The organism is Buttiauxella massiliensis (genome assembly GCF_902500225.1).
Lineage (GTDB): Bacteria > Pseudomonadota > Gammaproteobacteria > Enterobacterales > Enterobacteriaceae > Buttiauxella > Buttiauxella massiliensis.
In genome coordinates this window covers 250,136-273,291 of record NZ_LR722651.1, presented here as the reverse complement: position 1 = coordinate 273,291, position 23,156 = coordinate 250,136, and the positions used below count along the sequence as shown (strand labels likewise).

Here is a 23,156-nt window from a genome sequence, read left to right as displayed (position 1 = left end):
CTGCTTCCCGTAGAATGCATAAATATGTATAAAACTTACTCAGAATGGATACTGGTACGTCAAGGATGACGATGTTTTATTTTTTCTCTTCACAAATTTCACCCCTTCGATCATGAAATATGATCGAATCAAGCAAAATACACCTCTCTGGTTTGTCTGGCTTGCCTGGATAAGCGGCCTGGCTTGCTATGCCTTTGGCTGGAAGCATGCGTTTCCTTTTATGGCCACCGGGCTTCTTTTGGCTTTTGTCATCTATTTAATTATCAATAAAAAAGGATTTGTTATGTTCAGGAAAAAAACGCTAATAACGGCTGATAATATTGAGGCTTCACCTCAGAGTCCGGCGGTGGATTTCCCCGCTGGTGAAAATGAGAGCTTCGTAGTGAGACAAACTTCACGCCGCTGTACTGTTATTGCGCATAACACTTTGTTTACCGGGAATATTGAAATTGAAGGTGATATCCATATTTACGGTAAAGTGCAGGGGAATATTACACTTAAGGACGGCATCCTCTACGTGATGCGTGAGGGCTTTATTGAGGGAGAATTTACATCACCTAGCATTGTGATTAACGGCCATGTATCAGGAACCTGTGTCGGCGAGTCTGTAGAAATTCATGAACACGGTGAAATGGAAGGGACAGTTCGCGGCGTGACGTTTTCGATTCGTCCAGGCGGGTGTTTTGTTGGAAACTCTGAACGCCTGGCGGCGAAGAAAGAGACGGAGTCACAGCGCGTGGTTGAGATGAAAAAGCACCCATCAGAAAAAACAGAAGAGAAAACCGCAGAAGAAGCCGCGGTTCTCTCTGTCGTTTAATCAGCGATTTACTCAGGCACAACCCAGCTTAATGTGGTCGAACCGTTGCCTGATGGAACCAGCGTTTTATGCAGCCACGGCAGTACATTAGCCATTTGCTGTTCCAGCTTCCACGGTGGGTTGATAACAATCATGCCAGAAGCAGTCATACCACGGCGGTCACTGTCCGGAAGTACCGCCAGCTCAATTTGTAAAATACGGCGAATTCCGGTTTCTTCCAGCTCGCGCAGCATACGTTTGATCTGCTGACGCATGACGACCGGATACCACAGTGCATACGTGCCTGTTGCAAAGCGTTTGTAGCCATCGTTGATACCAGTAACTACAGCCTGGTAGTCGGTTTTAATCTCATACGGCGGGTCGATAAGAATCAGACCACGGCGGGAAACCGGCGGCAGTTTTGATTTCAGCTGGGTATAACCGTCAGCACGTTCAACGCGCGCGCGGTTATCTTTCTGGAATTCAGAGCGCAGCAGCGGGAAATCAGACGGGTGCAATTCGGTCAGTTGCAAGCTGTCTTGCTCGCGCAGAAGGTGGCGTGCAATCAGCGGAGAGCCCGGGTAGTAACGCAGTTGGCCGCTATGGTTATAAGCTTTAACCGCATTGATATACGGCTCAAGTTCCGCTGGCAAATCATCGTGTTGCCAGATGCGGCCGATCCCTTCGAGATATTCACCCGTGCGTTCAGCATGTTCGCTGCTCAGTTTGTATCGGCCTGCGCCTGCATGAGTATCCAGATACAGAAAAGGCTTATCCTTCTCTTTTAAGGATTCAATAATCAGACTTTGAACGGTGTGTTTCAGTACGTCGGCGTGGTTGCCGGCGTGAAAGCTGTGGCGATAACTGAGCATGGCTTGAAGGGTTTCCAAAGACAAAAGAAGAACAACTATTCTGCACAGTATACAGCCTTATGCTTCGTGCCTGGCATTGAAATTAACTACACTAAGCCTCATGTTAAAAGGTATTGCCTTATACCCGTCATACTTCAGGCTGTGGGGGTGTTGGCTGCGCAAGCTCACCCCAGTCACTTACTCAAGTAAGCTCCTGGGGATTCTCTTCCTTGCCGCCTACCCACAGCTTGAATTATTTAGGGTATTAAAATTTCCTATGGTGCGCGAGCCGCGCTCCACTTCTCAGATATCAGGAACCGCGCTTATGACCAATCCATTGTTGACACCTTTCGACCTGCCGCCGTTTTCCTCTCTCAAACCTGAACATATCGTCCCTGCCGTGCAGCAAGCGCTGGATGATTGCCGTGCGAAAGTCGAAAGCGTGGTGGCACAGGGTGCGCCTTATAACTGGGATAATCTTTGCCAGCCGCTGGCGGAAGTAGACGACCGCCTGGGGCGTATTTTCTCCCCGGTTAGCCACCTGAATTCGGTACAAAACAGCGCAGAACTGCGTGAAGCCTATGAGCAGACGCTGCCGCTGCTGTCTGAATACAGCACTTGGGTTGGGCAGAACGAAGGGCTCTATCAGGCGTATCGCGACCTGCACGATGGCGCATTTTATGCCGATCTCAGCGTCGCTGAGAAAAAGGCCGTCGATAACGCGCTGCGTGATTTCGAGCTCTCTGGCATTGGCTTGCCGGAAGAAAAACAGAAGCGTTATGGCGAAATCGCTGCGCGCTTGTCTGAACTGGGATCGACCTACAGCAACAACGTGTTGGATGCGACCCAGGGCTGGACGAAACTGATTACAGACGAGGCACAGCTTTCTGGGATGCCGGAAAGCGCATTGGCAGCAGCACGTGCTCAGGCGGAAGCTAAAGAGCAAGATGGCTGGCTGCTGACGCTGGATATTCCAAGCTATTTGCCAGTACTCACTTACTGTGATAACCGCGAACTGCGTGAAGAGATGTATCGCGCTTATGCCACTCGCGCCTCCGATCAAGGCCCGAACGCAGGCAAATGGGATAACACCCCGGTGATGGAAGAGATTCTGGCACTGCGCCACGAGCTGGCAGAGCTGCTGGGCTTTGGCAACTATGCGGAAAAATCGCTCGCCACCAAAATGGCAGAAAACCCGCAGCAGGTTCTGGAGTTCTTAACCGATCTGGCTAAACGTGCGCGCCCACAGGGCGAAGCGGAACTGGCGCAACTGCGTGCTTTCGCCCAAAAAGAATTTAACGTCACCGAGCTGGAACCGTGGGATATCACCTATTACAGCGAAAAACAGAAACAGCATCTGTACAGCATCAGCGACGAGCAACTGCGCCCGTACTTCCCGGAAGACCGTGCGGTAAACGGCCTGTTTGAAGTGGTAAAACGCATTTACGGTATCACCGCGAAAGAGCGTAAAGACATCGATGTCTGGCATTCAGATGTGCGTTTCTTCGAGCTGTATGACGAGAAAGGCGAGTTGCGTGGCAGCTTCTATCTCGACCTCTATGCGCGTGAAAACAAACGCGGTGGGGCGTGGATGGACGACTGCGTAGGCCAGATGCGTAAAGCTGACGGTTCGCTGCAAAAACCTGTCGCTTATCTGACTTGTAACTTTAACCGCCCTGTAAATGGCAAACCTGCACTGTTTACTCATGATGAAGTGATCACTCTGTTCCATGAGTTCGGCCACGGCTTGCACCACATGCTGACTAAAGTCGAAACGGCGGGTGTTTCTGGCATTAACGGTGTGCCGTGGGATGCGGTCGAACTGCCAAGCCAGTTTATGGAAAACTGGTGCTGGGAGCCGGATGCACTGGCGTTTATCTCCGGCCATTTTGAAACGGGCGAACCGTTGCCAAAAGAATTGCTGGATAAAATGCTGGCGGCGAAAAACTACCAGGCAGCGCTGTTTATTCTGCGTCAACTGGAGTTCGGCCTGTTCGACTTCCGCTTACATGCTGAATTCAACCCAGAGCAAGGCGCGAAAGTGCTGGAAACTCTGTATGAAATCAAGAAGCTGGTTGCGGTTGTGCCGTCACCGAAATGGGGCCGTTTCCCACACGCCTTCAGCCACATCTTTGCAGGTGGTTATGCAGCGGGTTATTACAGCTACCTGTGGGCCGATGTGCTGGCAGCCGATGCGTTCTCGCGCTTTGAAGAAGAGGGTATTTTCAACCGCGAAACCGGCCAGTCATTCCTTGATAACATCCTGACCCGTGGCGGTTCTGAAGAGCCAATGGAGCTGTTCAAACGCTTCCGTGGCCGCGAGCCTCAGCTCGATGCGATGCTGGCTCATTACGGTATCAAGGGCTAAGTCATTCTGTGAAAATCTGTTTACTAACTGAATCAGGCGCCGACTCCGGCGCCTTATCACTTTTGAGCGAACGCTGGGGTCTTGAGCACGATGAAGACTCGCTGATGGCGCTGGTATTAACGCCTGACCATCTGGAATTGCGCAAGCGCGATGAGCCAAAGCTGGGCGGTATTTTTGTCGATTTTGTTTCGGGTGCGATGGCGCATCGCCGCAAGTTTGGCGGCGGGCGTGGCGAAGCGGTGGCAAAAGCGGTTGGCATCAAAAGCGGTTATCTGCCGAGTGTCGTGGATGCCACGGCCGGGCTTGGGCGTGATGCGTTTGTTCTGGCGTCTGTGGGCTGCCGGGTGCGAATGTTAGAGCGTAACCCGGTGGTTGCGGCTTTGCTCGATGACGGATTGCGCCGTGGTTACGCGGATGCGGAAATTGGCGGGTGGTTGCAGGAACGTTTGCAACTGATTCACGCGTCCAGCCTGACGGCGTTAAGCGATATTACACCGCGCCCGGAAGTGGTCTATCTCGACCCGATGTTCCCGCATAAGCAGAAAAGCGCGCTGGTGAAGAAGGAAATGCGCGTGTTTCAGTCGCTGGTGGGGCCGGACGAAGATGCAGATGGTTTGCTGTTGCCTGCGCAAAAACTGGCGACAAAGCGTGTGGTTGTGAAACGCCCGGACTACGCGCCACCGCTTGGCGGCGTGGAAACGCATAACGCTGTGGTCACCAAAGGCCATCGTTTTGATATTTATTCCGGTACGGCAGTTTAAAGCATCAAAAGAAGCCCCGCATCGCGGGGCTTCAAAGCATTTATACCTAACGTACCTACAGCGTGAAAAACGAAGGGTAAATTAATCTTCGTCTTCGTCACGCAAAGGAACAATCAACATATCAACGTGAACTGTGTTGATAAGCTGACGTGCGGAAGACATCAGTTTGCTCCAGAAATCCTGGTGATGACCGCAAACAACCAAATCCATGTCGTATTTCTTAATGGCATCTACCAGAACCTGGCCCAGATCGCCGCTACCGCTCAGAGTTTCAGTAATCGGATAACCTGCACCAGTAGACAGTTCGCTTAACGCGTGGTGGGTTTCTTCAGAAATACGCTTCTGCATATCACCCAGATTTACATCAATCAATCCGGTGTAGAGATCGGAGTAATTTACATCAACATGAATCAGGGAAACCTTCGCGTTGTATGGGCGAGCCATAGAAACTGCTTTTTCCACCAGTACTTTGCTCTCCGGGGAGAGGTCTACCGCGATCAAAATGTGTTTGTAAGCCATAATTTTACTCCTTCCATAAGTTGTCGATGACCAGCCTGGTCGGATAGCACAATGTGCAGCAGTGGTACTACCCGCGTGTAAAGACCTAAATTGTAGATGATATTTCTACCCTATAGCGAATGATAGAAATCGTCAATGTGCCACCGTTGTATACATTGAAGACCCAAATAGCCGTTATCGTTTTGATAAAGATTAATGATGTGGCAAAAAAATTAGCGGATCTCCTACACTATTAAATAAGCCGTTCCGGAATATACCCGTCGTCTTTCAAGTTGCATGTGTGTTGGCTGCGTTCAATCGCCCGAATCACTTACCAGTGTAAGCTCATCGGGACTCATTCTCTTGCCACCTGACTGCAACTCGAAATTCATTGGGTGTAGTAATGCGATCCGGATCGGTTTTTTGGGCTCGCTAAACGGTCTTTCTGGTTTTCGGGGTGAGCGGTTGCCCTGGAGTGATGTTCTGGGGCTTCACCGGGAGGGGAATTATGATGATCAGCACCGTTGCGCTTTTTTGGGCGCTTTGTGTAGTTTGTGTTGTGAATATGGCGCGCTATTACTCATCTTTGCGTGCGCTGCTGGTGGTATTACGCGGGTGTGATCCGCTGTTGTATCAATACGTCGATGGAGGCGGTTTTTTTACCTCTCATGGCCAGCCCAGCAAACAGATCCGCTTAGTGAGCTATATCTATGCTCAACGCTATCTTGACCATCACGACGATGAGTTTATCCGCCGCTGTGAACGTCTGCGCCGCCAGTTTATTTTGACCAGTGCTTTGTGTGGATTAGTCGTAATAAGTTTGATTGGTTTAATGCTTTGGCACTAGTGATTTAAGCAGCGTATAAAAAAGCGGGCCAGTAAACTGACCCGCTTTTTGCTTTTTGGTGACTACACCGCTCTTAAATAAAGTGCAATGAAATCCAGTAAAGAGAACCAGAAAGCAGAATCGACACCGGCAAAGTAAACACCCAGGCCATCAGGATGTTGGTTACCGTTTTACGCTGCAAACCGCCACCATCAACAACCATCGTCCCCGCTACGGAAGAAGAAAGCACGTGAGTGGTAGAAACCGGCATACCGGTGTAGCTCGCAATACCAATGGAGACGGCGGCTGTCATCTGCGCGGACATACCCTGCGCATACGTCATGCCTTTCTTACCAATCTTCTCACCGATAGTTGTCGCCACACGACGCCAGCCAATCATAGTACCGAGGCCGAGTGCCAGAGCAACCGCCATGATAATCCAGATTGGTGCGTACTCGATGGTATACAGCAAATCAGTTTTCAGCTCTTTCAGGAAGCGCTTATCGTCCGGTTTGGTTTCCGGCAGAGCAGCAACTTTCTCTGAAGTATCAGAGATGCAAAGCAGCAGACGGCGCATATGGCTACGCTGCTCAATGCTCAGCTTGTCGTAGCTGTCGATGTTACCCAATAGTGCTTTTGCGCCCTGAACCGCAAGAATGGCGCGGCTGGCATCGCAATGGAACTCAGCAGGTTTGTCCTGGCCCTTCACTTCTTCAGGGGTCGGGATAGCTGGATTGAGATCAACAACATGCTTAATCACATCGCCATGCTGCGCGTAGTACTGCTCAAGGTGGGTGATGGCATCACGGGTACGAGCAATATCGTATCCAGAAGCATTCATGTTCACCACAAAGCCCGCAGGCGCTACACCAATCAGCACCAGCATGATCAAGCCGATACCTTTCTGACCATCGTTTGCACCATGAGAGAAGCTCACGCCAATAGCGGAGATAATCAGAGCGATACGAGTCCAGAATGGAGGCTTTTTCTTGCCGTCTTGTTTTTCACGTTCGGCAGGTGTCAGGTGGATACGGCGGCGCTTTTTGGTGCCGCTCCAGTAGCGACGTAGCAAAAAGATTAACCCGCCCGCAATCACCAGACCCACGATTGGAGAAAGGATTAACGACATGAAGATCCCAATGACTTTCGGGATATTCAGCGCATCAACTACCGAGGTTCCGGTCATCAGTGCGTTCGTCAAACCAATACCAATGATGGCACCGATAAGCGTATGTGAACTGGATGCCGGCAGACCAAAATACCAGGTGCCGAGGTTCCAGATGATAGCGGCCAGTAACATAGAGAACACCATGGCTAAGCCATGAGCGGACCCTACGTTCAACAGCAGATCGGTTGGCAACATATGCACAATCGCATACGCAACACTCAATCCACCGAGCAGAACGCCGAGGAAGTTAAATAACGCCGCCATTGCCACCGCGAGTTGCGATCGCATTGCACGTGTATAGATAACAGTTGCCACTGCGTTAGCAGTGTCATGAAAGCCATTGATCGCTTCGTAGAAGAGAACAAATGCCAGAGCAAGTAATAGCAAAAGCCCGGTATGAAGATCCAGGCCGTTAAACAGAAATTCCATAGACGTTACGCCATTTTGAGGACATGAACGCGGCGCATTATGTAAGACAACTCCGTAATGCGCCAACAGAAATATGGACTTTTCTTGATGTTTGTCCTGCTTCGGTCAAACAGTGAAAAGATTTACATATTTATTTTCAATCACCTGCAATTGTTAAGAAGCATTTAGCTGGTGCGACCAGGCCGCTATCTTTACAATTCCTTGCATTAAGCATAGTCGGGAGTAGGTCGTGGAAAAGTTTGATGCCGTAATTATTGGTGCGGGAGCCGCAGGAATGTTCTGTGCAGCGATGGCTGGGCAGGCGGGAAGCAAAGTGCTACTCATCGATAACGGTAAAAAACCGGGCCGTAAAATCCTGATGTCAGGTGGTGGGCGCTGCAACTTTACTAATCTTTATATCGAACCTGCAGCGTATCTCAGTCAAAACCCTCATTTTTGCAAATCTGCTCTGGCACGTTATACCCAGTGGGATTTTATCGATATGGTCGGTAAGCATGGTATCGCGTGGCATGAGAAAACCCTTGGCCAACTTTTCTGCGATGACTCAGCACAGCAAATCGTCGACATGCTGGTTGCGGAATGTGAAAAAGGGCAAGTCACCACACGCCTGCGTAGCGAAGTGTTATCTATAGAACATGATGAAAACGGCTATACCATTCAATTAAATGGTGACAGCGTACAAGCTGCAAATCTTGTCATCGCTACTGGCGGTCTTTCCATGCCGGGTCTTGGGGCAACACCATTTGGTTACAAAATTGCTGAGCAGTTTGGGCTGAAAGTTCTCCCGACTCGCGCAGGACTGGTGCCGTTTACTTTGCATAAACCTCTACTCGAACAGCTCCATGTGCTTTCTGGTGTATCCGTTCCTTCAGTGATTACTGCAGAAAATGGTGTCAGTTTCCGTGAAAGTTTGCTGTTTACCCATCGCGGTTTGTCCGGGCCTGCGGTATTGCAGCTTTCTAGTTATTGGCAGCCTGGTGAGTTTGTGAGCGTTAACTTACTTCCTGATACCGATCTGGATGAGCTTCTCAACGAGCAGCGTAATGCTCACCCAAATCAAAGCCTGAAAAACACTCTGGCGATGGTGTTACCAAAACGCCTGGTGGAGTGCCTGCAACAACTTGGGCAAATTCCAGACATGACGCTTAAGCAGCTTCATGTGCGCCAACAAAACGAACTGATTGAAACCCTGCAAGCCTGGCAAGTGCAACCTAACGGTACAGAAGGTTACCGCACTGCAGAAGTGACACTGGGCGGGGTGGATACCAAAGAGCTCAGTTCACGCACCATGGAAGCACGCAATGTGCCGGGCCTTTATTTCATCGGTGAAGTGATGGACGTTACGGGCTGGTTAGGCGGCTACAACTTCCAGTGGGCATGGAGTTCAGCCTGGGCGTGCGCGCAGGATTTAGTGAGCGTGGATTGATAAAAAAGTTGTGCTGCTATTCTTAGTTCTGGTTTTTATCGATTTTTTGCTGTCATGGCTATGGCAGCAAATCCTCAAGAGGGGGAGCGAGTATAGCCAATGCACATGCAGCTTGAAGTATGACGAATATATATGGTGTATTTTTTGCGTGTTATTGTGTCGTGAAGCGCCTGCCACAGGCGCTCAACGTGATTCACCCACGGCGAGTAGACCGGCTGATAAATCACTCTAAACTTCGGGTTGCCTTTCAGCCAGCGCTGCGTTTCACGGCTCTTGCGGATGATGTTGTTATCCACGATAAGTGTGACGGATTTTGCCCGTCGATATGTGGCTTTCAGGTGCTTCAGCAGGCGTCGTTCGGTATGGGGTATGGGTACTATGATCGGCATTGCCCAGTCCGGTTGGTGGTTTGTTTCTTTTTGGCGATTGATCAGATCGCACAAACCGGGCTGAGTTCCCTCAAAGTGATCTACTATTCCGCGCAGCTATTTAGTGGACTGAGTTATGTTTGTCTATAGCACTGATATCCGATACAAAAAACCATCCATAAAACAACGACAAAAAATACGCTCGCAGCTTTACCGCCATACTGATGCTTCACCGAGGTGACCCGGTCAGTGATGTCGCCAGGTTAACTGGTTCAACATTTATGGTCCCGAAGGCTTGAAATTATTACCTTCAGTCCGTGGGCGATGTTACCGTTTGAGCACATTTATACACTGTTTCGTCAACTGATTAAGCATTTACTCGGCAATTTTGGTTGTAAGCATTTTTGCTGGAGTAGTGCAAAAGAAACATCAGCTACGTCGGCAGCAGCAGTAAAAGCTCGGAGCTATTAATCAGCCTATTAAAACATCTAAAAAGCACATGCCGGCGACCAAAAACGATGACGCTAAAGTGTAGCGTCATGAGGAGCAGCTATTTAGTAACTCTTATCTTTATCCAAATACCAGATTATTAATCAGAAAACTATTCTATTAATAGTGTCTGGTTCGCCCTTTGCAACTGACTTAAATTCTGAAAAATCATTTTTGCCTAATGACGGATAAATCTAATTATCAATTAATATAAGAGCGTACTCATAAGCAAGGCGTATTAAATCGCTGTGGCACTTTTTTCTGTTTTTTATCTGTAGATAACGGTGCCAAAATATAATTCACTTTACAGCTCGATTCTGCACCATTACCCCATGTCACCCTCAGCGTACCTTTCATATCGGCAACTTTGGCATAAATCATACCACCCTGCGTTACTGCTCCCACGTAGTTGTTCAGCGCATCGAAGACTTCTGCACCAAATGGCAATGGGTTACCGTTAAATAAAGAGGTTATAAGTACTGGAATACCCGTACGAGTATTAAATTTAACCTTAACCACCGCACCAGAACGTGGCACTGCTTTCTGGGAAGTGTTTTCAAATTCCACATCTTGTGAGGATCCTTCTGGGTCTATAGACACTTCATTCAACTGATAAGGTCGCATTGAAGGGAACACAGCATAGCCAAACGAATCGACTTTTGTTCCAGCATAGGTACCAATTTTGGCACCTTCTGCCCCTTTAGCCTCTACCAGCGCAAAGGTATCGCCAGTATAAGGAGATAGTGTGACCCCTCCCGAATGAGCAATCATCGAACCTGACATACCAACGGTGGTGGTTTGGTAGTCAGGCCCTTTGCTATAGGTACCGCTCATCTGAGCTGCACTGCCAAACCAAGAGCCGCCTACGCTGCCAGAAGTACCTGAACGGCTATCGTGCGATCCGTTCAAGTTATAGGTATATTTATTGTTTTCACCCAGCGCGCCGCCAATTGATGCCTGTTCATTTTGCCCGCCATTATTATCATGGTTATAGCGCAGGCTCACTGTTGGAGCACGCACATCTCGGTTTTCCCACAGCGGGAAGGAAAAGTTCAGGTTAAAACTCGTTTGGTCCGACCCATAGGCGTTTTGGCTGCGACTTACGTTAACGCTGTAGTTCACCCGTTTAAAATTATTCGAATAGCCGAACTGATACTGTTTATTGTATTTATCGTTATTCCAGTAGTTTTCTACGGATGCGCTGGCGTAAAAGTTTCCCCACCCTTCTGCTAATCCTTGGCTGGCTGAGACCGCAAAACGATTTTTGGAACGCATAATTTCCGTTCCTGACTCGCCGCTTTTGATGCTTTCTCGAGCAAGCATCGTGGTTATATAGTCCATGTATCCGCTGCTGGAGAAGCGGTATGCGGCCAAGGTGATGTTACTGTTAGTTTCGGTAATGAGCTTACTGTAACTCGCTCGATAACTTTGACCTGAGAGAGAGGAAGGCTGGTCTTGATATTCACCAATTTTGCTAAAAGATTGCGTTACGTCGACACCAAATGCACCCAGTAAAGTACTTAATGCTGTACCAATCTGTGCGGCTTGATAGTTTTCGCTTGCCTGTACGCCCGCATAACCCGTAACTGAGTTAGTTAACCCACGTTGATAAGTTGCCTCATATAGCATCGGTTTATCAGAGATGCTGGAATCGCGTAACTGTCCTGCTGTAAAACTAAAATGGTGTGAACCAGGGCGCAACAGTTGTGCAACTGAAGCATAAGGCATCGAATAGTTTTGCACCGTCCCATCGGCTTCTTGAATAGTGATATCCAGATCGCCACCATACCCGGTTGGGTAAAGATCGTTAATCAGGAAAGCGCCTGGTGTGACAGTGGTTTCATAAATGATTTGGCCCATCTGTTTCACAATGACTTTGGCGTTGGTTTTCGCGATACCGCGAATTTCAGGTGCGTAGCCACGTTGTGAATCCGGCAACATGTTGTCGTCACTTTCAAGCTGTGCACCGGTAAATGGTAGGGAGTCGAAAAGCTGGCCGCTGGTATTGGATTGCCCAAGAACGATACGTCCACGCAAAGCTTCAACATCACGCTGCAGGTAGGTATTTATGGTGTTGTATTTACCGCCATAATCTTGCTGCCAGTTATAAGACCCATTATGGCGCAAATACCAAGCGCCAATATTTAGACCACCATTTAGACCAGCATAAAAAGTACGGGTGCTTTGAGTACCAAATTTAGAATCATAGCCGTTCAGATAATAGCTTAATAGACCGGCCGCGATCCCACTATCCCATAGTGCAGGGTCAACCGTGCCGCTGGATATGCGGTTGACGTAAATTTGTGGTACAGAGATATTAAGATGTTGCTCATTACTATCAAACCGAACTTTAGCATCTGGAATAACGCTCTGCAGGTTCGCGCAGGCGACTTTTCCAGAAAGCATTTCTACCGCTTCTGGCGAAAGCTGTGATTGGTTGAAATTGATCAACCTGAGAATTTTAGGCGTCAAACAAGGATAAACAGATTTATCTGATGCTTCCTTTAGTTCAACGTTGTCGACTCCAGCTTCAATATTATTAACGATGATGCTGACACGGTAGATTCCCGGTGTGCCGGTAGAGCCTTTTGAAAAACGAGTAAGATCGACCTTAGTATTACTATCTATATGCATTACGTCAGACTCAAACTCAACGCTGTCAGTGACATGTTGGCTATCTTCTGTGACTGGTGCATTAGCATAAACAGGAAATGTTGCTAAACAGAGAATAATAGTTGGGGTTAAGCTATTATAACGCATTAACTCTTTATTTTTGATGTTTATTATTTTCATGTCAGCGACCTTCTCTCTCACTCGTAAATCAAGCTTTAATCCATTAAAGCTAATAAGGAAAATTAATGGTCATTCGCATTGTATTTAACAAAGGCGCCATAATCATTAATAGCGGTATAACTCAGCTTTGAGAGATTACTCACTTTAGCAGTGTCTTTAAATTTATATGTTTGCGTACCACCGGAGATGACCATATCCCCTTCTATTTCATGATTCTTACCGTTGTCTTTGTAATAAATCATCCCTAAGGTCACATTATATGGCGTTGGATTCATCACCTGCAAAGTTCCATCACGAATTTTCCAGACAAGATCTTTTGGTGCAGTGTTTGCATTACCAGATAATCCCTCTGGGCGATAGAAGATTTTTATTCGTGTGCGGAATGCAATATTAAGCCGACTTTTATCCTGAACACCCTTTTGTTTAGCCGGAACCTCAAGCACATTTAACCAATATACGGATTCCTTATCTGTTGGTAGCGCAGGTGTACCTATATAAGAAATACGTAATGTTTGTCCTTTCCCAGGATCCATCCTGTTAATAGGAGGTGTCAGAATAAATGGCACGGTAAGTTTTTCAGGTGAAATGTTTTTTTCACCTTTATCAATCCAACTCTGTACTAAAACAGGTGACGAATTGTTATTAGTTAGCTTAACCGTAACTTCATCTTTACTTTCACGGTAAATCACTCGGGTTGAGCCAATAACAACTCCTGCAGACGCATAATTGACCCACCCTAACGTAGCCCCTATAAAACACACTATAGCGGCTTTTTTTGCGTAACGATGCATAAGCATATTGATTCCAAATAAGTGAAGCAGGGGCAATGGCTCACCCCTATAAATAACGATTTATTTATACATCAGGTCGTAAATAACTTTGCCTTCCACGATACCAGGCGTGACGGTCGCTTTCGATTTCACGTATTCCACAAAGTAATTTAGACGAGCTACACCAGCCGTTGCAGCCGAAATAGTCTGGAATCCTGTACCACCAGTGGCGCTCTGAGAAGCATAACCCACTTTAATCGGCGTCAGAGAAGAACCATCCACCAACTGCAACATCACACCATCCGCACCGTCGGTCGCACCTTGAGAAAGGTTAGTCAGGTAGCCCGTCATGCTGTCTACGTTGGCTGTGCCATTGGAGCTGGCATTGAAGTAGGCGGCTACTTTAGTTTTGCCATCTTTCAATGTACAGCCAGTGACATCGATAACGAATTGTGTACGACCCGCCGTTGAACCTACCGGGGTAGCTAGAGAGTTCATAGAAACTGTTGGCAGTGTCACGTCATTCCCGCCAGTCACAGTGGAAGCACAGGTACTTTCTGTGATTTCACCGTGGAACAGGATTTCTTGACCAGCCTGTGCAACATTGCTTAAAGACAGAGCAGAAATAATACTGGTAACGATAGCGAGTTTTTTCATGTTAATTCCCCGTTCTTGGGTCTGAATAAATACAAATTTCCGTTTGTTTAACGATTATTAATGTCAGATGGTTTTGACATTAATTACAGCTTTGATGCATAACATTATGTAATGCCACACTAGCTAACCCGGAATAAAGAGATTATGAGTGGCTTTTTTGGGTTAAATATTTAGTGGTTAATTTGTTTTCTTTGAGTATGTTCCCTCCATGCTGATGTAGCCAATCAGAAAAATTTCATATGTAGCCATAATGCCTACTAAATGTATAAGTGTATTTAAGAATTCAACTCTTTTAGTAGGTAGGGTCTTAACAATATTGCTGCTTTGTTTCGATAAGCTATATTCGCATTTAGGATTACTACTAACAACAACAATGAATAAAAAAGTTAATTCGATTAAATAGAAAATGAACTATAATTTATAGCAATAAAACAACAAAAAGTTAACGTGATGAATAGAAAATTAGATTTAAACCTATTGAGAGTGCTATGTGCGCTGGTTGAAAACAAAAATGTTACAGAGACAGGCATTCGCTTGGGAATGGGTGTTTCCTCAGTCAGCTATGCATTGAATAAACTTCGCGATCATTATTCAGACCCTATAATGATTCGTACTAAAAATGGGATGCAGCCGACAGGTTTGGCATTAGATCTTTATAACCATTTTTCGCCAGCACTGAATTTGATAGAGCCAGCTTCAACGGGTAGAAAATTGCCTTTGCACGATAAAAGTTTTTTCCGTATCAGAGCGAATCCGACTATCGAAAACTGGTTGGCATCGAAGTTAATGAATGATGACGGGACTGTAATTCAAAATGCTGTTTTTGAATTTAATAACTTCAGCAATGACGGTGAGGCGAGAATCGAGGCGTTACGAAGAAAGCAAATTGATATAGATATTGGAACATCTTTAGCGGTTGATAGTTCTATTATCCAATACCAGTTAATCCTAAAAAATGTACATGTAGCATGTCAAGTGAACCATCCTCGTTTGCACGGCAAAGTCACACTCGAAATGCTTAAAAAGGAAAAGTTTATTGCATATGTCCTTCCTAAGGATTCATCTGATATAGAATTAGAAAAATATATTTTTTATTTTGATGGGATTACCAGCCTCTCAAGGAAGGTCCGTGTCTCATCCTTGGCTACAATGCTTATGTTAGTATCACACTCGGATGCAGTGTGCTTTATGCCTGCCTCATTAGTTGATTACTATTCAAAATTCTATAATATCAAAACATTAGAAACCGATGTCGGAAATGAACAAACCTTTGTTATTTATGCAAATATTTTGAAGTCAGCAAAAGATAACCCAATAATAAAAAATATCATCAGTCATCTTATGACATTAGCTGAATGATTTGCCGTTTTTTTAACAACGCCATTACTTTAATTTTAAAGTAATGGCGTGTTTTTGTCTGAATTCCGAAATGGCTTTTCTAATAACAAAAATGATAAATATAAAAAGGGCTAAAGAGGCAATTAAAAAAATGGAAAGGTTAATATTCATTATTACCTCATCATATATAATATTTGATTCAGGAAAATACCCTATCTGTTTTGCTTTTAGAACCAATAAATCAAGACATCTCTGATTTTTAAACACGCTTGGATAGTGATTTTTTGTGAAACGTTGACGAAAGTCTCTTCCGCTTGCAAATTTCTTTGTGCAAAAGGTGTTAAGAACTGAATTTCATATTGCTCAGTTGTAAAAGGAATTGCAATGACCGACTTAACACTTTTTTTAGCACTCCGTTTTTGTTCATAACGCAATGCTTCATTTTTTGGTGTTAGTTTACGATACTGGATATTAGGCAGCGAATGAAGTTTGCTGCTGCCATCTGGTAATGCTGTTTGGCAATTTACGGGTTCAACGACATCTGCAAGTTTTGGGTAAGCATTATTATTATCGAAATAAAATGATTTGTTCTTTTCAATCTCGCTAATTTTGTCGGATTTCGTCAGCAGCCAATCTGTTGCACCTCTTGATGCAATACTTTGCGTGCTGACAAGTAAAGACATACAACAAATTAAAAAGAACTTTATAACTTTCCCATTTTTGTTCTCCAATAAATATGTTACAAGTTTTTGATATGCGTACTATTTCGTATAAAAAAGTACAATTCACTTAAGGAATGCACGCTAAATTTTGAATAGATTCTTGATCTATGTGCAAGCACGGTTTTCTCACTAATATACAAGTTGTTAGCTATTTCCCTGGTATTCTTTCCCTTGAAGATATTTTTCAATACGTTAGCCTCACGAGTTGTTAATTTTAAAAACGGTGTGCAAATTTCTGGCAAGATATCTTGTCGGGATTCAAGATCTCTGGTGCCTACCATCTTAATAATTACGCCCTCAATATCCATTTTTGTATGACGTAATGGAATGGATTTATTTAACACCGTCTTAAAGAGTAAATTATAAAAATGGCTCATTTTGTTATATTCAGCGCCATCGCATAGGAATACAGATTCAAACTGCAGATTGGTATCATTGATTTTATTAACCATTTCCAGACGATCGTGGAAAAAGAAACCATCTGAATCAAAGAAAACGATTGATTTACCACCTGCTCGCAACATTTTTATCGTAAGATCATTAAGGCTATTGATGTCACATATATTATATGAAACGTTATCTCTATCACATTTTGAGAAGGCGCCCTCAATGACTGACTCTAGGCCAAGTTTTAGGAATTTATTTTGAGTGAGTATAAAAATACTCACAAGTCCATTGATGTTTTTTAACATTTTGCATCCTGCATAGTTAAAGAGTAAGAGATTTTACTGATCATGTTGTAAGTTATCTCATTGGTTAAGAAGTCGTCTTTAGGATTTCAACTCTTTTATAAGATATTTATTAGGATATTTCCTAGGTGTATATAGTCCTATTGGAGATAGTTCGATGCAAACATAAAAAAAGAGAAACCATTTTCTAAAAATCAGAATTTTGTGTACGCATCTTTGTGTGGCGATAAATATTAGTTTATGAAAATAATGGACTTTAATTTCCGCGTAGGCCTGGTATATACTCGATAAAATTACAGAGTTACAAAAAGGTAGCCTGGGTCTCAGTGGCACTTTGCTTGTATTGATTTTCGGGTAAAAACTCCTAAGCTTAGAGTTAGCTGTAATGAAAAATTTGATGTTGGTGGATCATGTAACAAATGTTTCTTTGCCTTGTGAATGTTAACGCCAACTGGATTATCCTCTCCCTTTTAGGTCGGGGTAATAAAGGTGATATGCATTTTCATTCACTTGGAAATGAAGCATTTTCTATACATAGTTAGCACTTACTTTTTTGGCGAGAATCGTTACAGCAATAAGAATGACAAACCAGCATTTTTTAGAAAACACAGGTCACCAGGTGACGTTATTTGTGGTTAAACGTGAGTTAGGCTAAGAAAATGAATCTAAAAAAAACCAGTGTACTACCCGTTTTACTTCTTATGGCTTCCTTTTCGGGTTTTTCGAAAGAGGTGAAATTGGGCAATGACCTTGCCACGTACACTTTGACCTGCGGTAAATCCATTAAGGTCATCTTTACCGACCTTACAGATTCCAATTCCGGACATACGTTAATCGGTCTGAAAAACAAGCAAACTGGCGCAGTCGATCTCTTTTTATCACGCACGCCTACATCTGATCGCAGACAGTACGAACAATACAATAGGGTTATCTACGATAATTTATCGAAATCTTACATTGGCTTAGCTGATAGCCCAAGTATTGTATGGGGCGCAGCTCGTGACAACGGTCAGTCTGAGGAGACTTACCGCTTGGCTCTAGGTTCACATGTTTATATTTGCGGAAAATTAGAAAAACTGCCGGATGAAACTGCGAACACTCTTTACGGAGAAACAGACGACGAAAACCCGAGTGATGAGGCCAATGCAACTTACGGCCAATAGCATTTCGCCGTAGTCTTTTTCTTCAGATACCATTCTTATGTTTCTCTCTTAACTGCTGGCTTGACGATGTCATGCCAGCAGTTACATACCTTAGTCATTCACCATAAGCGTAAAACCAGGCACTGTTTTTACGTATTTCAGCCTGCCAGGTGAGTTCTGTATTCCATTGATGTTATGTAGCTCTTCGGAACCTCTTTATATTTGGGGTTGAGCTGGAATTACTGATATTTAACCCTTCTGGTTATGACTTCAGCCATGACTCGTTAGTACATAACAACGAACTTGTGGGGGGTTAGCAAGGGGGAAGTTCAGCATTACATAGATTCTATTATCAAAAGTAGAATGTTAACTACATAAAATATATAGAATTAAATATTTGGTGGTATAACTGATAGTACATTTATGATAAGCGGCATAACTCACACCACAGTGAAGTATTAAGCCTCAAAACATGTTCGAGGAATATTAGTGAGTACAGATACGGCAGCGATATCTTCTAAGCGGGCATTTTACTACGCGCCGTTCCGCAATTTATTTTTTGCACGTCTGCTGACGGTACTGGGCAATGGCATCGCACCCATTGCTCTGGCGTTTGCCGTGCTCGACATGGGGGGATCGGCCGCTGATTTGGGCATTGTTATTGCTGCTCGCTCGATTTTTAACGTCGCTTTCTTATTGATTGGCGGTGTACTTGCCGATCGCTATTCCCGAAGCCGTGTTCTGCTGTACTCATCGGTTATCGCTGCAATCTCACAAGGGGTTGTTGCTGGCCTCGTTCTTGATGGCTCGGCAACCATCATGCTGTTGGTGATACTTGGCGCTATAAACGGTGCAGCCGCGGGGGCCTCGTTACCCGCTTCGCAAGCTATGGTCCCACAAACTGTTCCGGTGCATTCCTTACGGGAAGCGAATGCTTTTATCCAGTTAGGTATTTATGGCGGAACGGTCATTGGTGCATCACTGGGCGGTGTTCTCATAAGCGTAATGGGGCCGGGCTGGGGATTGGCCATTGATGCTTTAGGATTTGCAGCATCAGCACCACTGTATTTAATGATTCGAACTAATTCGGCACAACCTCAAAGCGCGCAATCCAATATCTTGCAGGATTTAAAGGACGGTTGGGTGGAGTTTATTTCTCGCTCATGGGTCTGGGCAATTGTGGTGCAATTTACCATCGTGAATGCGGCTTTTAGCGGGGTGATGATGGTGCTGGGCCCGGTAGTCGCAGATGCAACATTTGGCCGAACAGGTTGGGGCATGGCGATCGCCGCCCAAAGTATGGGCTTGATTGTCGGCTCTGTTATTGCGCTTCGTTGGCGGCCACGTCGGGATTTGTTAATTGGCACAATTTTGACGGCATTTTGCGCAGGGCCAATTGTGATCCTGGCTTTGATTCCGTCGACCTCAGTTTTGATGGCGGCATTTTTTATAGCTGGAGTTGGTTTTGGGTTGTTCGGTGTGGCCTGGGCGCAATCGCTACAAACTCATATCCCGCCTGAAAAACTTGCACGTGTTTATGCCTATGATGCATTGGGTTCATTTGTGGCGATTCCGATTGGCGAAATTGCCGCAGGCCCTCTTGCGATGCACTACGGCAACACTAATGTTTTACTGTCTTGTGCAGCTGCGGTTCTGGTTGCAACCTTCGCAGCCAGTTTCACGCCAGCGATCAGAAAGCTCGATAATAGTGCGCAAGTCAGGCAACACAGCTAGTTGTTATTCGGCTACTGTTTCTACAGGGATGTAGTATTCACAATCCAGAGCATTATCAGGCCAGGCGTAGCCGTTATAAGTGAAAACCTCAATGTCAGGGGCTGGTCTGCGTTTTAACCTGTGTTTAGGAAAAATGTTGAGATAAATATGTTTTGAATACTTAGAGTATTCTTCTTTATTGCACCTGAATGAAAATCGGGCATATATCCCCGAAGGGTAGGTGTGATCACCCGGTTTTTTGTTTACCTCTTTATTATGTACGCCAATAATCGAACTTAGCTTTATGCGCATTGAATGTTTCTTATGCGCTTTATATTCAGATATCGACCAAATATTTTGTTTCTGGTTATTCAAATGGTTGATGATGGTATTCCAGCGGACCTCTAAAATATTCTCATTGGCTGGGATGGCGATTTCTTGGTGGGACATTTGACCTGAAACATATCCTTCGGGCAAGGTGCATATCTGAAAACTGCCTACTTCGATGCGGTTAAAGTTGAATTCTGCCTGCAATGGTGAGAAATCCCAACAGCTACTTCTGCGGTACTGAAGTGGGGTTAAGCCTGCTGCTTTTTTAAATTCCCGGCAAAAGGACTGTTGCGAGTCGTAGCCAAATTTCGCAGATATATCAATCACATTCATATTAGTTAGACGCAGGAAGATAGATGCACGAGTTACCCTACGTTTACGAATGTAGAGACCGAGAGGTATTCTTACATGTTGTTTAAAAATAGTCTGGATGTGCCGGCGGCTGTAACCCGTAAATCTGGATATATCATCAATGTTAATATTCACATCGATATTATTTTCGATGTAATTTAATACTTCCTGTACGATATTCTTTTTAAGCATGTGGCAATACATCCTTGAGCGCGAAAGTCCCTTATTAGATATACATATTGGATTTATTTAGTCAATCAACCCCGTTATTATTGCACTGTTGGTCAATTGATGTAATTAATTAATAAGTTGATGGTTAACCCAATTTACAGCCTGTATTCGATTATTTACCGATATTTTCTTAAAAATATTATAAATATGAGTTCGTACTGTGTTTTCACTGATAAAGAAGGATTGAGCGATGCGAGCATTAGACTCACCTTTACATAACTCGTGCAGAATTTCGTATTCCCGTATGGTCAAATTGCCTGAGTTTTTATCACCATAGGTTTGTTCCGGTGCGGTTTGAAGGCAAGTGTTTGCATTATCTTCATATCTGTTTTGCATCATAATTTTTATGGCGTTAACCAGACTGCCTGGTGTGGTGTCATCGGGTAATACGGTATCGAAACGATGCCAAATTGATTTCTCATAAACAGACAATGCCCTCGAGCAGTTAAGCAGGCATATCCGCATGCTGGATTGGCTTTCCGCAAGCAACTTTGGCCAGACTTTGTTGGATTTACTGCTGGCTGCGTCTGTATCGTAAATAAAGATAGATTTCTCAGAAGCATAAAACATCATTGGTTTCTTTACATTCAGGACCACAACCGGGATCTTAATTTCCTGATTCAAGCGCTCCAGAAGAAGATGATTTTGCACTGAGGGTCGGGTAACTAAGAACAATTTTTGCTCTGCTGCGTAGTTAAGCATGGGTCTTCCCTCTATAGAGTTATTTTCTCCAGGACAGTGAATTTACTGTCATCCATTAATTGGGCTAACGATAAGATGTTAGACCTAATGAGATTTAGCTTATTGTGCATAATAATAAATCGGTTTTACCGAATTATTAAGCAGAAGTTATTTGTCTCTAATGTAAGTTCGTTGATATTTAATGGTTTAATTTATTTAATGATCTTTCATAAATTAAAATACATTCTATTAAATAATGTATTTTAATATTAATGTATTAGTGGCAAGTACTAAGCATTATGCAAATACGTTAATCTCCGTAGTTACTTATATATTTACTTATTTATAATAAGGCTGAGGTAAATACCTCTTGGTAGATACAGATTTACTGTACTCCTAACAAAAGGAAAATTTTATGAATAAAGTATCAATTATTGCTTTATTAACGTGTATTAGTTTTTCTCCTGTTGCAATGGCTGCGGGAGATAATGGTTCAGGAATAAAAGAATGGTCAAATGTTGTTCATTTCAATGGCCTTGTATTTGAGAGTTCATGCAAGATATCTACCTCTGATAGAGGAAAACTAGTATCTTTACCACCAATAAGACTTTCAGAAATACTAACGACAGAAACAAGAACTAACGCTGTACCATTTAAGTTGACACTTGAAGATTGTGGATTGGTTGCTAATAAACCTCCGAAGATTGCCATTCAGTTTAATGATGATAATGTCACAAAACAGGGATATTTGAAAAATTCAAATGGAGCATTGAATAATGTAGGGCTGTTGCTTATGACCAAAGATGGCGCAAAAATTGATGCTAGCAAAAGAACCTCTTATCATGCGGATGATGAAGGTGGTCATTCGTATAGTAATAAACGCAACTACTCATTCAGTGTTGGTTATATAAAAGTGAATGACTCAGGTGTTAAATCTGGTACATCAGGCCCAGTTACTGCTCAAGTTAATTATCACATAACATATTGGTAAGGTAAAAATACCATAGCCATAAATGGCTATGGTATTACTCACATGGAGGTCACTATGAGATTTTTAATTCTGCTATATTCCATACTATTAACGCCATTGTCCTATGCCGACAATATCATTGTTAATGGAACGCGTTTTATCTACCCGGCTAATGCTCCAGAAATCACTATCCAAATGACCAACACAGGCAGTGCGCCATCTCTGGCTCAAATCTGGTTAGATGAAGGCGATCCTGATGTACCGCCAGAAAAAATCTCTACGCCCTTTATAATATCTCCACCTATTGCTCGCGTAGATGCGAAAAATGGTCAATCGATAAGAATTAAAAAACAGGAATTGCAAACAATCTCCATAAATGACAGAGAGTCACTGTGGTGGCTAAATATTCTGGATGTCCCTGCTATCGATAAAAATGAGTATAAAAAAGATGCTGGCATGCTAAATATGGCGATCCGTTCCCGCTTTAAATTTATATGGCGACCTGAAGGGCTTGGTAATAGAGCAGATGCTGAAAATAAATTAGAGTTACGCTCTGCAAGAAATAAAATTACGGTTATTAACTCTTCGCCATTCTTTATTACGATTGTCGATATTAAAACTGCTTTAGGTTCCAGTCTTTTAGAGGAAAGTGAGATGGTGGCACCCAAGAGTCAAATGGAATTCAAAGTAAAAGAGAACATTTCTCACGGGCAAAATTTAATTGTTCAAAGTATTAACGACTACGGTGGAGTGGTTGAAACAAAAATCATTACTCATGGATAGTAAGGA

The 23,156-nt window shown here is 44.2% G+C and carries 20 protein-coding genes and 2 pseudogenes; 11 read left to right on the top strand and 11 right to left on the bottom strand.

The genetic code is table 11. The features are described from left to right. Nucleotides 1–112: 112 nt before the first annotated feature. Complete coding sequence (locus tag GC128_RS07850; RefSeq protein WP_151993833.1) at nt 113–817, top strand: bactofilin family protein; 705 nt, start codon at nt 113–115, stop codon at nt 815–817. An 8-nt stretch (nt 818–825) separates the two neighbouring features. Here the strand turns inward: GC128_RS07850 and GC128_RS07845 are convergent, their stop codons facing one another. Then, nucleotides 826–1,668: a 23S rRNA (adenine(2030)-N(6))-methyltransferase RlmJ gene (locus GC128_RS07845; protein ID WP_064514697.1), complete on the bottom strand. Its 843-nt coding sequence runs from the start codon at nt 1,666–1,668 to the stop codon at nt 826–828. 304 nt (nt 1,669–1,972) lie between these two features. On the opposite strand from GC128_RS07845, the gene prlC reads away from it, so the two are divergent. Together prlC and rsmJ are read left to right on the top strand one after the other, a co-directional pair. Next, on the top strand, nt 1,973–4,015 hold the full coding sequence (gene prlC, locus GC128_RS07840) for an oligopeptidase A (protein ID WP_151993832.1): 2,043 nt from the start codon (nt 1,973–1,975) through the stop codon (nt 4,013–4,015). Between the two features lie 8 nt (nt 4,016–4,023). Then, the gene (rsmJ, locus tag GC128_RS07835; RefSeq protein WP_151993831.1) at nt 4,024–4,776 is read left to right on the top strand and encodes a 16S rRNA (guanine(1516)-N(2))-methyltransferase RsmJ; all 753 of its coding nucleotides are present in this window, start codon (nt 4,024–4,026) and stop codon (nt 4,774–4,776) included. Nucleotides 4,777–4,857: 81 nt separating this feature from the next. Here the strand turns inward: rsmJ and uspA are convergent, their stop codons facing one another. After that, nucleotides 4,858–5,295 (bottom strand): universal stress protein UspA, encoded by a 438-nt coding sequence (gene uspA / locus GC128_RS07830; RefSeq protein ID WP_034460563.1) that lies wholly within the window; start codon nt 5,293–5,295, stop codon nt 4,858–4,860. A gap of 490 nt (nt 5,296–5,785) precedes the next feature. On the opposite strand from uspA, the gene uspB reads away from it, so the two are divergent. Next, complete coding sequence (gene uspB / locus GC128_RS07825) at nt 5,786–6,121, top strand: universal stress protein UspB (protein WP_064561398.1); 336 nt, start codon at nt 5,786–5,788, stop codon at nt 6,119–6,121. Between the two features lie 73 nt (nt 6,122–6,194). On the opposite strand, the gene pitA is transcribed toward uspB, so the two are convergent. Beyond that, nucleotides 6,195–7,697 carry an inorganic phosphate transporter PitA gene (gene pitA / locus GC128_RS07820; RefSeq protein ID WP_064561328.1) on the bottom strand — a complete coding sequence of 501 codons (1,503 nt, stop codon included), beginning with the start codon at nt 7,695–7,697 and terminating at the stop codon, nt 6,195–6,197. Between the two features lie 229 nt (nt 7,698–7,926). Between pitA and GC128_RS07815 the strand changes: the two genes are divergently transcribed. Beyond that, nucleotides 7,927–9,123: a BaiN/RdsA family NAD(P)/FAD-dependent oxidoreductase gene (locus GC128_RS07815; RefSeq protein ID WP_151993830.1), complete on the top strand. Its 1,197-nt coding sequence runs from the start codon at nt 7,927–7,929 to the stop codon at nt 9,121–9,123. A gap of 146 nt (nt 9,124–9,269) precedes the next feature. On the opposite strand, the pseudogene GC128_RS07810 reads toward GC128_RS07815, so the two are convergent. After that, nucleotides 9,270–9,473: pseudogene (locus GC128_RS07810) on the bottom strand (transposase); the annotation flags it as partial. 180 nt (nt 9,474–9,653) lie between these two features. Here GC128_RS07810 and GC128_RS23080 point away from each other — a divergent pair. Beyond that, nucleotides 9,654–9,908: pseudogene (locus tag GC128_RS23080) on the top strand (IS630 family transposase); the annotation flags it as partial. 294 nt (nt 9,909–10,202) lie between these two features. Here the strand turns inward: GC128_RS23080 and GC128_RS07805 are convergent. The 3 genes from GC128_RS07805 to GC128_RS07795 all read right to left on the bottom strand — a co-directional run bounded on the left by GC128_RS07805 (nt 10,203) and on the right by GC128_RS07795 (nt 14,200). Beyond that, a complete protein-coding gene (locus GC128_RS07805) occupies nt 10,203–12,773 on the bottom strand; it encodes a fimbria/pilus outer membrane usher protein (RefSeq protein WP_151993829.1) in 2,571 nt (856 codons plus the stop codon). 62 nt (nt 12,774–12,835) lie between these two features. Beyond that, nucleotides 12,836–13,570: a fimbrial biogenesis chaperone gene (locus GC128_RS07800; RefSeq protein ID WP_151993828.1), complete on the bottom strand. Its 735-nt coding sequence runs from the start codon at nt 13,568–13,570 to the stop codon at nt 12,836–12,838. A gap of 54 nt (nt 13,571–13,624) precedes the next feature. Then, entirely contained in the window at nt 13,625–14,200 is a 576-nt protein-coding gene (locus GC128_RS07795; protein WP_151993827.1) for a fimbrial protein, read from the bottom strand. A 450-nt stretch (nt 14,201–14,650) separates the two neighbouring features. Between GC128_RS07795 and GC128_RS07790 the strand changes: the two genes are divergently transcribed. After that, a complete protein-coding gene (locus GC128_RS07790; RefSeq protein WP_151993826.1) occupies nt 14,651–15,559 on the top strand; it encodes a LysR family transcriptional regulator in 909 nt (302 codons plus the stop codon). A 206-nt stretch (nt 15,560–15,765) separates the two neighbouring features. Here GC128_RS07790 and GC128_RS07785 read toward each other — a convergent pair whose 3' ends face one another. Both GC128_RS07785 and GC128_RS07780 read right to left on the bottom strand, forming a co-directional pair. Continuing rightward, nucleotides 15,766–16,221, bottom strand: a complete 456-nt coding sequence (locus GC128_RS07785; protein WP_151993825.1) for a hypothetical protein — start codon at nt 16,219–16,221, stop codon at nt 15,766–15,768. A 56-nt stretch (nt 16,222–16,277) separates the two neighbouring features. Next, nucleotides 16,278–16,952 (bottom strand): helix-turn-helix domain-containing protein, encoded by a 675-nt coding sequence (locus GC128_RS07780; RefSeq protein ID WP_151993824.1) that lies wholly within the window; start codon nt 16,950–16,952, stop codon nt 16,278–16,280. A gap of 656 nt (nt 16,953–17,608) precedes the next feature. Between GC128_RS07780 and GC128_RS07775 the strand changes: the two genes are divergently transcribed. After that, a complete protein-coding gene (locus tag GC128_RS07775; RefSeq protein WP_151993823.1) occupies nt 17,609–18,112 on the top strand; it encodes a hypothetical protein in 504 nt (167 codons plus the stop codon). A 468-nt stretch (nt 18,113–18,580) separates the two neighbouring features. Further along, nucleotides 18,581–19,825: an MFS transporter gene (locus tag GC128_RS07770; RefSeq protein ID WP_151993822.1), complete on the top strand. Its 1,245-nt coding sequence runs from the start codon at nt 18,581–18,583 to the stop codon at nt 19,823–19,825. Nucleotides 19,826–19,828: 3 nt separating this feature from the next. Here GC128_RS07770 and GC128_RS07765 read toward each other — a convergent pair whose 3' ends face one another. Beyond that, a complete protein-coding gene (locus GC128_RS07765; protein ID WP_193216226.1) occupies nt 19,829–20,677 on the bottom strand; it encodes a helix-turn-helix domain-containing protein in 849 nt (282 codons plus the stop codon). Nucleotides 20,678–20,782: 105 nt separating this feature from the next. Beyond that, nucleotides 20,783–21,418, bottom strand: a complete 636-nt coding sequence (locus GC128_RS07760; RefSeq protein ID WP_151993820.1) for a LuxR C-terminal-related transcriptional regulator — start codon at nt 21,416–21,418, stop codon at nt 20,783–20,785. A 394-nt stretch (nt 21,419–21,812) separates the two neighbouring features. On the opposite strand from GC128_RS07760, the gene GC128_RS07755 reads away from it, so the two are divergent. Continuing rightward, the gene (locus tag GC128_RS07755; protein ID WP_151993819.1) at nt 21,813–22,388 is read left to right on the top strand and encodes a fimbrial protein; all 576 of its coding nucleotides are present in this window, start codon (nt 21,813–21,815) and stop codon (nt 22,386–22,388) included. A gap of 54 nt (nt 22,389–22,442) precedes the next feature. After that, complete coding sequence (locus GC128_RS07750; protein WP_151993818.1) at nt 22,443–23,150, top strand: fimbrial biogenesis chaperone; 708 nt, start codon at nt 22,443–22,445, stop codon at nt 23,148–23,150. Nucleotides 23,151–23,156: the final 6 nt, after the last annotated feature.

Excerpts from the sequence above, each read along its gene's own strand:
- uspB (WP_064561398.1), top strand. The coding sequence starts at position 5,786 with ATGATCAGCACCGTTGCGCTTTTTTGGGCGCTTTGTGTAGTTTGTGTT.
- uspA (WP_034460563.1), bottom strand. The coding sequence starts at position 5,295 with ATGGCTTACAAACACATTTTGATCGCGGTAGACCTCTCCCCGGAGAGC.
- GC128_RS07780 (WP_151993824.1), bottom strand. The coding sequence starts at position 16,952 with ATGTTAAAAAACATCAATGGACTTGTGAGTATTTTTATACTCACTCAA.
- GC128_RS07765 (WP_193216226.1), bottom strand. The coding sequence starts at position 20,677 with ATGCTTAAAAAGAATATCGTACAGGAAGTATTAAATTACATCGAAAAT.
- pitA (WP_064561328.1), bottom strand. The coding sequence starts at position 7,697 with ATGGAATTTCTGTTTAACGGCCTGGATCTTCATACCGGGCTTTTGCTA.
- GC128_RS07845 (WP_064514697.1), bottom strand. The coding sequence starts at position 1,668 with ATGCTCAGTTATCGCCACAGCTTTCACGCCGGCAACCACGCCGACGTA.
- GC128_RS07750 (WP_151993818.1), top strand. The coding sequence starts at position 22,443 with ATGAGATTTTTAATTCTGCTATATTCCATACTATTAACGCCATTGTCC.
- GC128_RS07805 (WP_151993829.1), bottom strand. The coding sequence starts at position 12,773 with ATGAAAATAATAAACATCAAAAATAAAGAGTTAATGCGTTATAATAGC.
- GC128_RS07760 (WP_151993820.1), bottom strand. The coding sequence starts at position 21,418 with ATGCTTAACTACGCAGCAGAGCAAAAATTGTTCTTAGTTACCCGACCC.
- GC128_RS07755 (WP_151993819.1), top strand. The coding sequence starts at position 21,813 with ATGAATAAAGTATCAATTATTGCTTTATTAACGTGTATTAGTTTTTCT.
- GC128_RS07850 (WP_151993833.1), top strand. The coding sequence starts at position 113 with ATGAAATATGATCGAATCAAGCAAAATACACCTCTCTGGTTTGTCTGG.
- GC128_RS07800 (WP_151993828.1), bottom strand. The coding sequence starts at position 13,570 with ATGCTTATGCATCGTTACGCAAAAAAAGCCGCTATAGTGTGTTTTATA.
- GC128_RS07775 (WP_151993823.1), top strand. The coding sequence starts at position 17,609 with ATGAATCTAAAAAAAACCAGTGTACTACCCGTTTTACTTCTTATGGCT.
- prlC (WP_151993832.1), top strand. The coding sequence starts at position 1,973 with ATGACCAATCCATTGTTGACACCTTTCGACCTGCCGCCGTTTTCCTCT.
- GC128_RS07795 (WP_151993827.1), bottom strand. The coding sequence starts at position 14,200 with ATGAAAAAACTCGCTATCGTTACCAGTATTATTTCTGCTCTGTCTTTA.
- GC128_RS07785 (WP_151993825.1), bottom strand. The coding sequence starts at position 16,221 with ATGTCTTTACTTGTCAGCACGCAAAGTATTGCATCAAGAGGTGCAACA.
- GC128_RS07790 (WP_151993826.1), top strand. The coding sequence starts at position 14,651 with ATGAATAGAAAATTAGATTTAAACCTATTGAGAGTGCTATGTGCGCTG.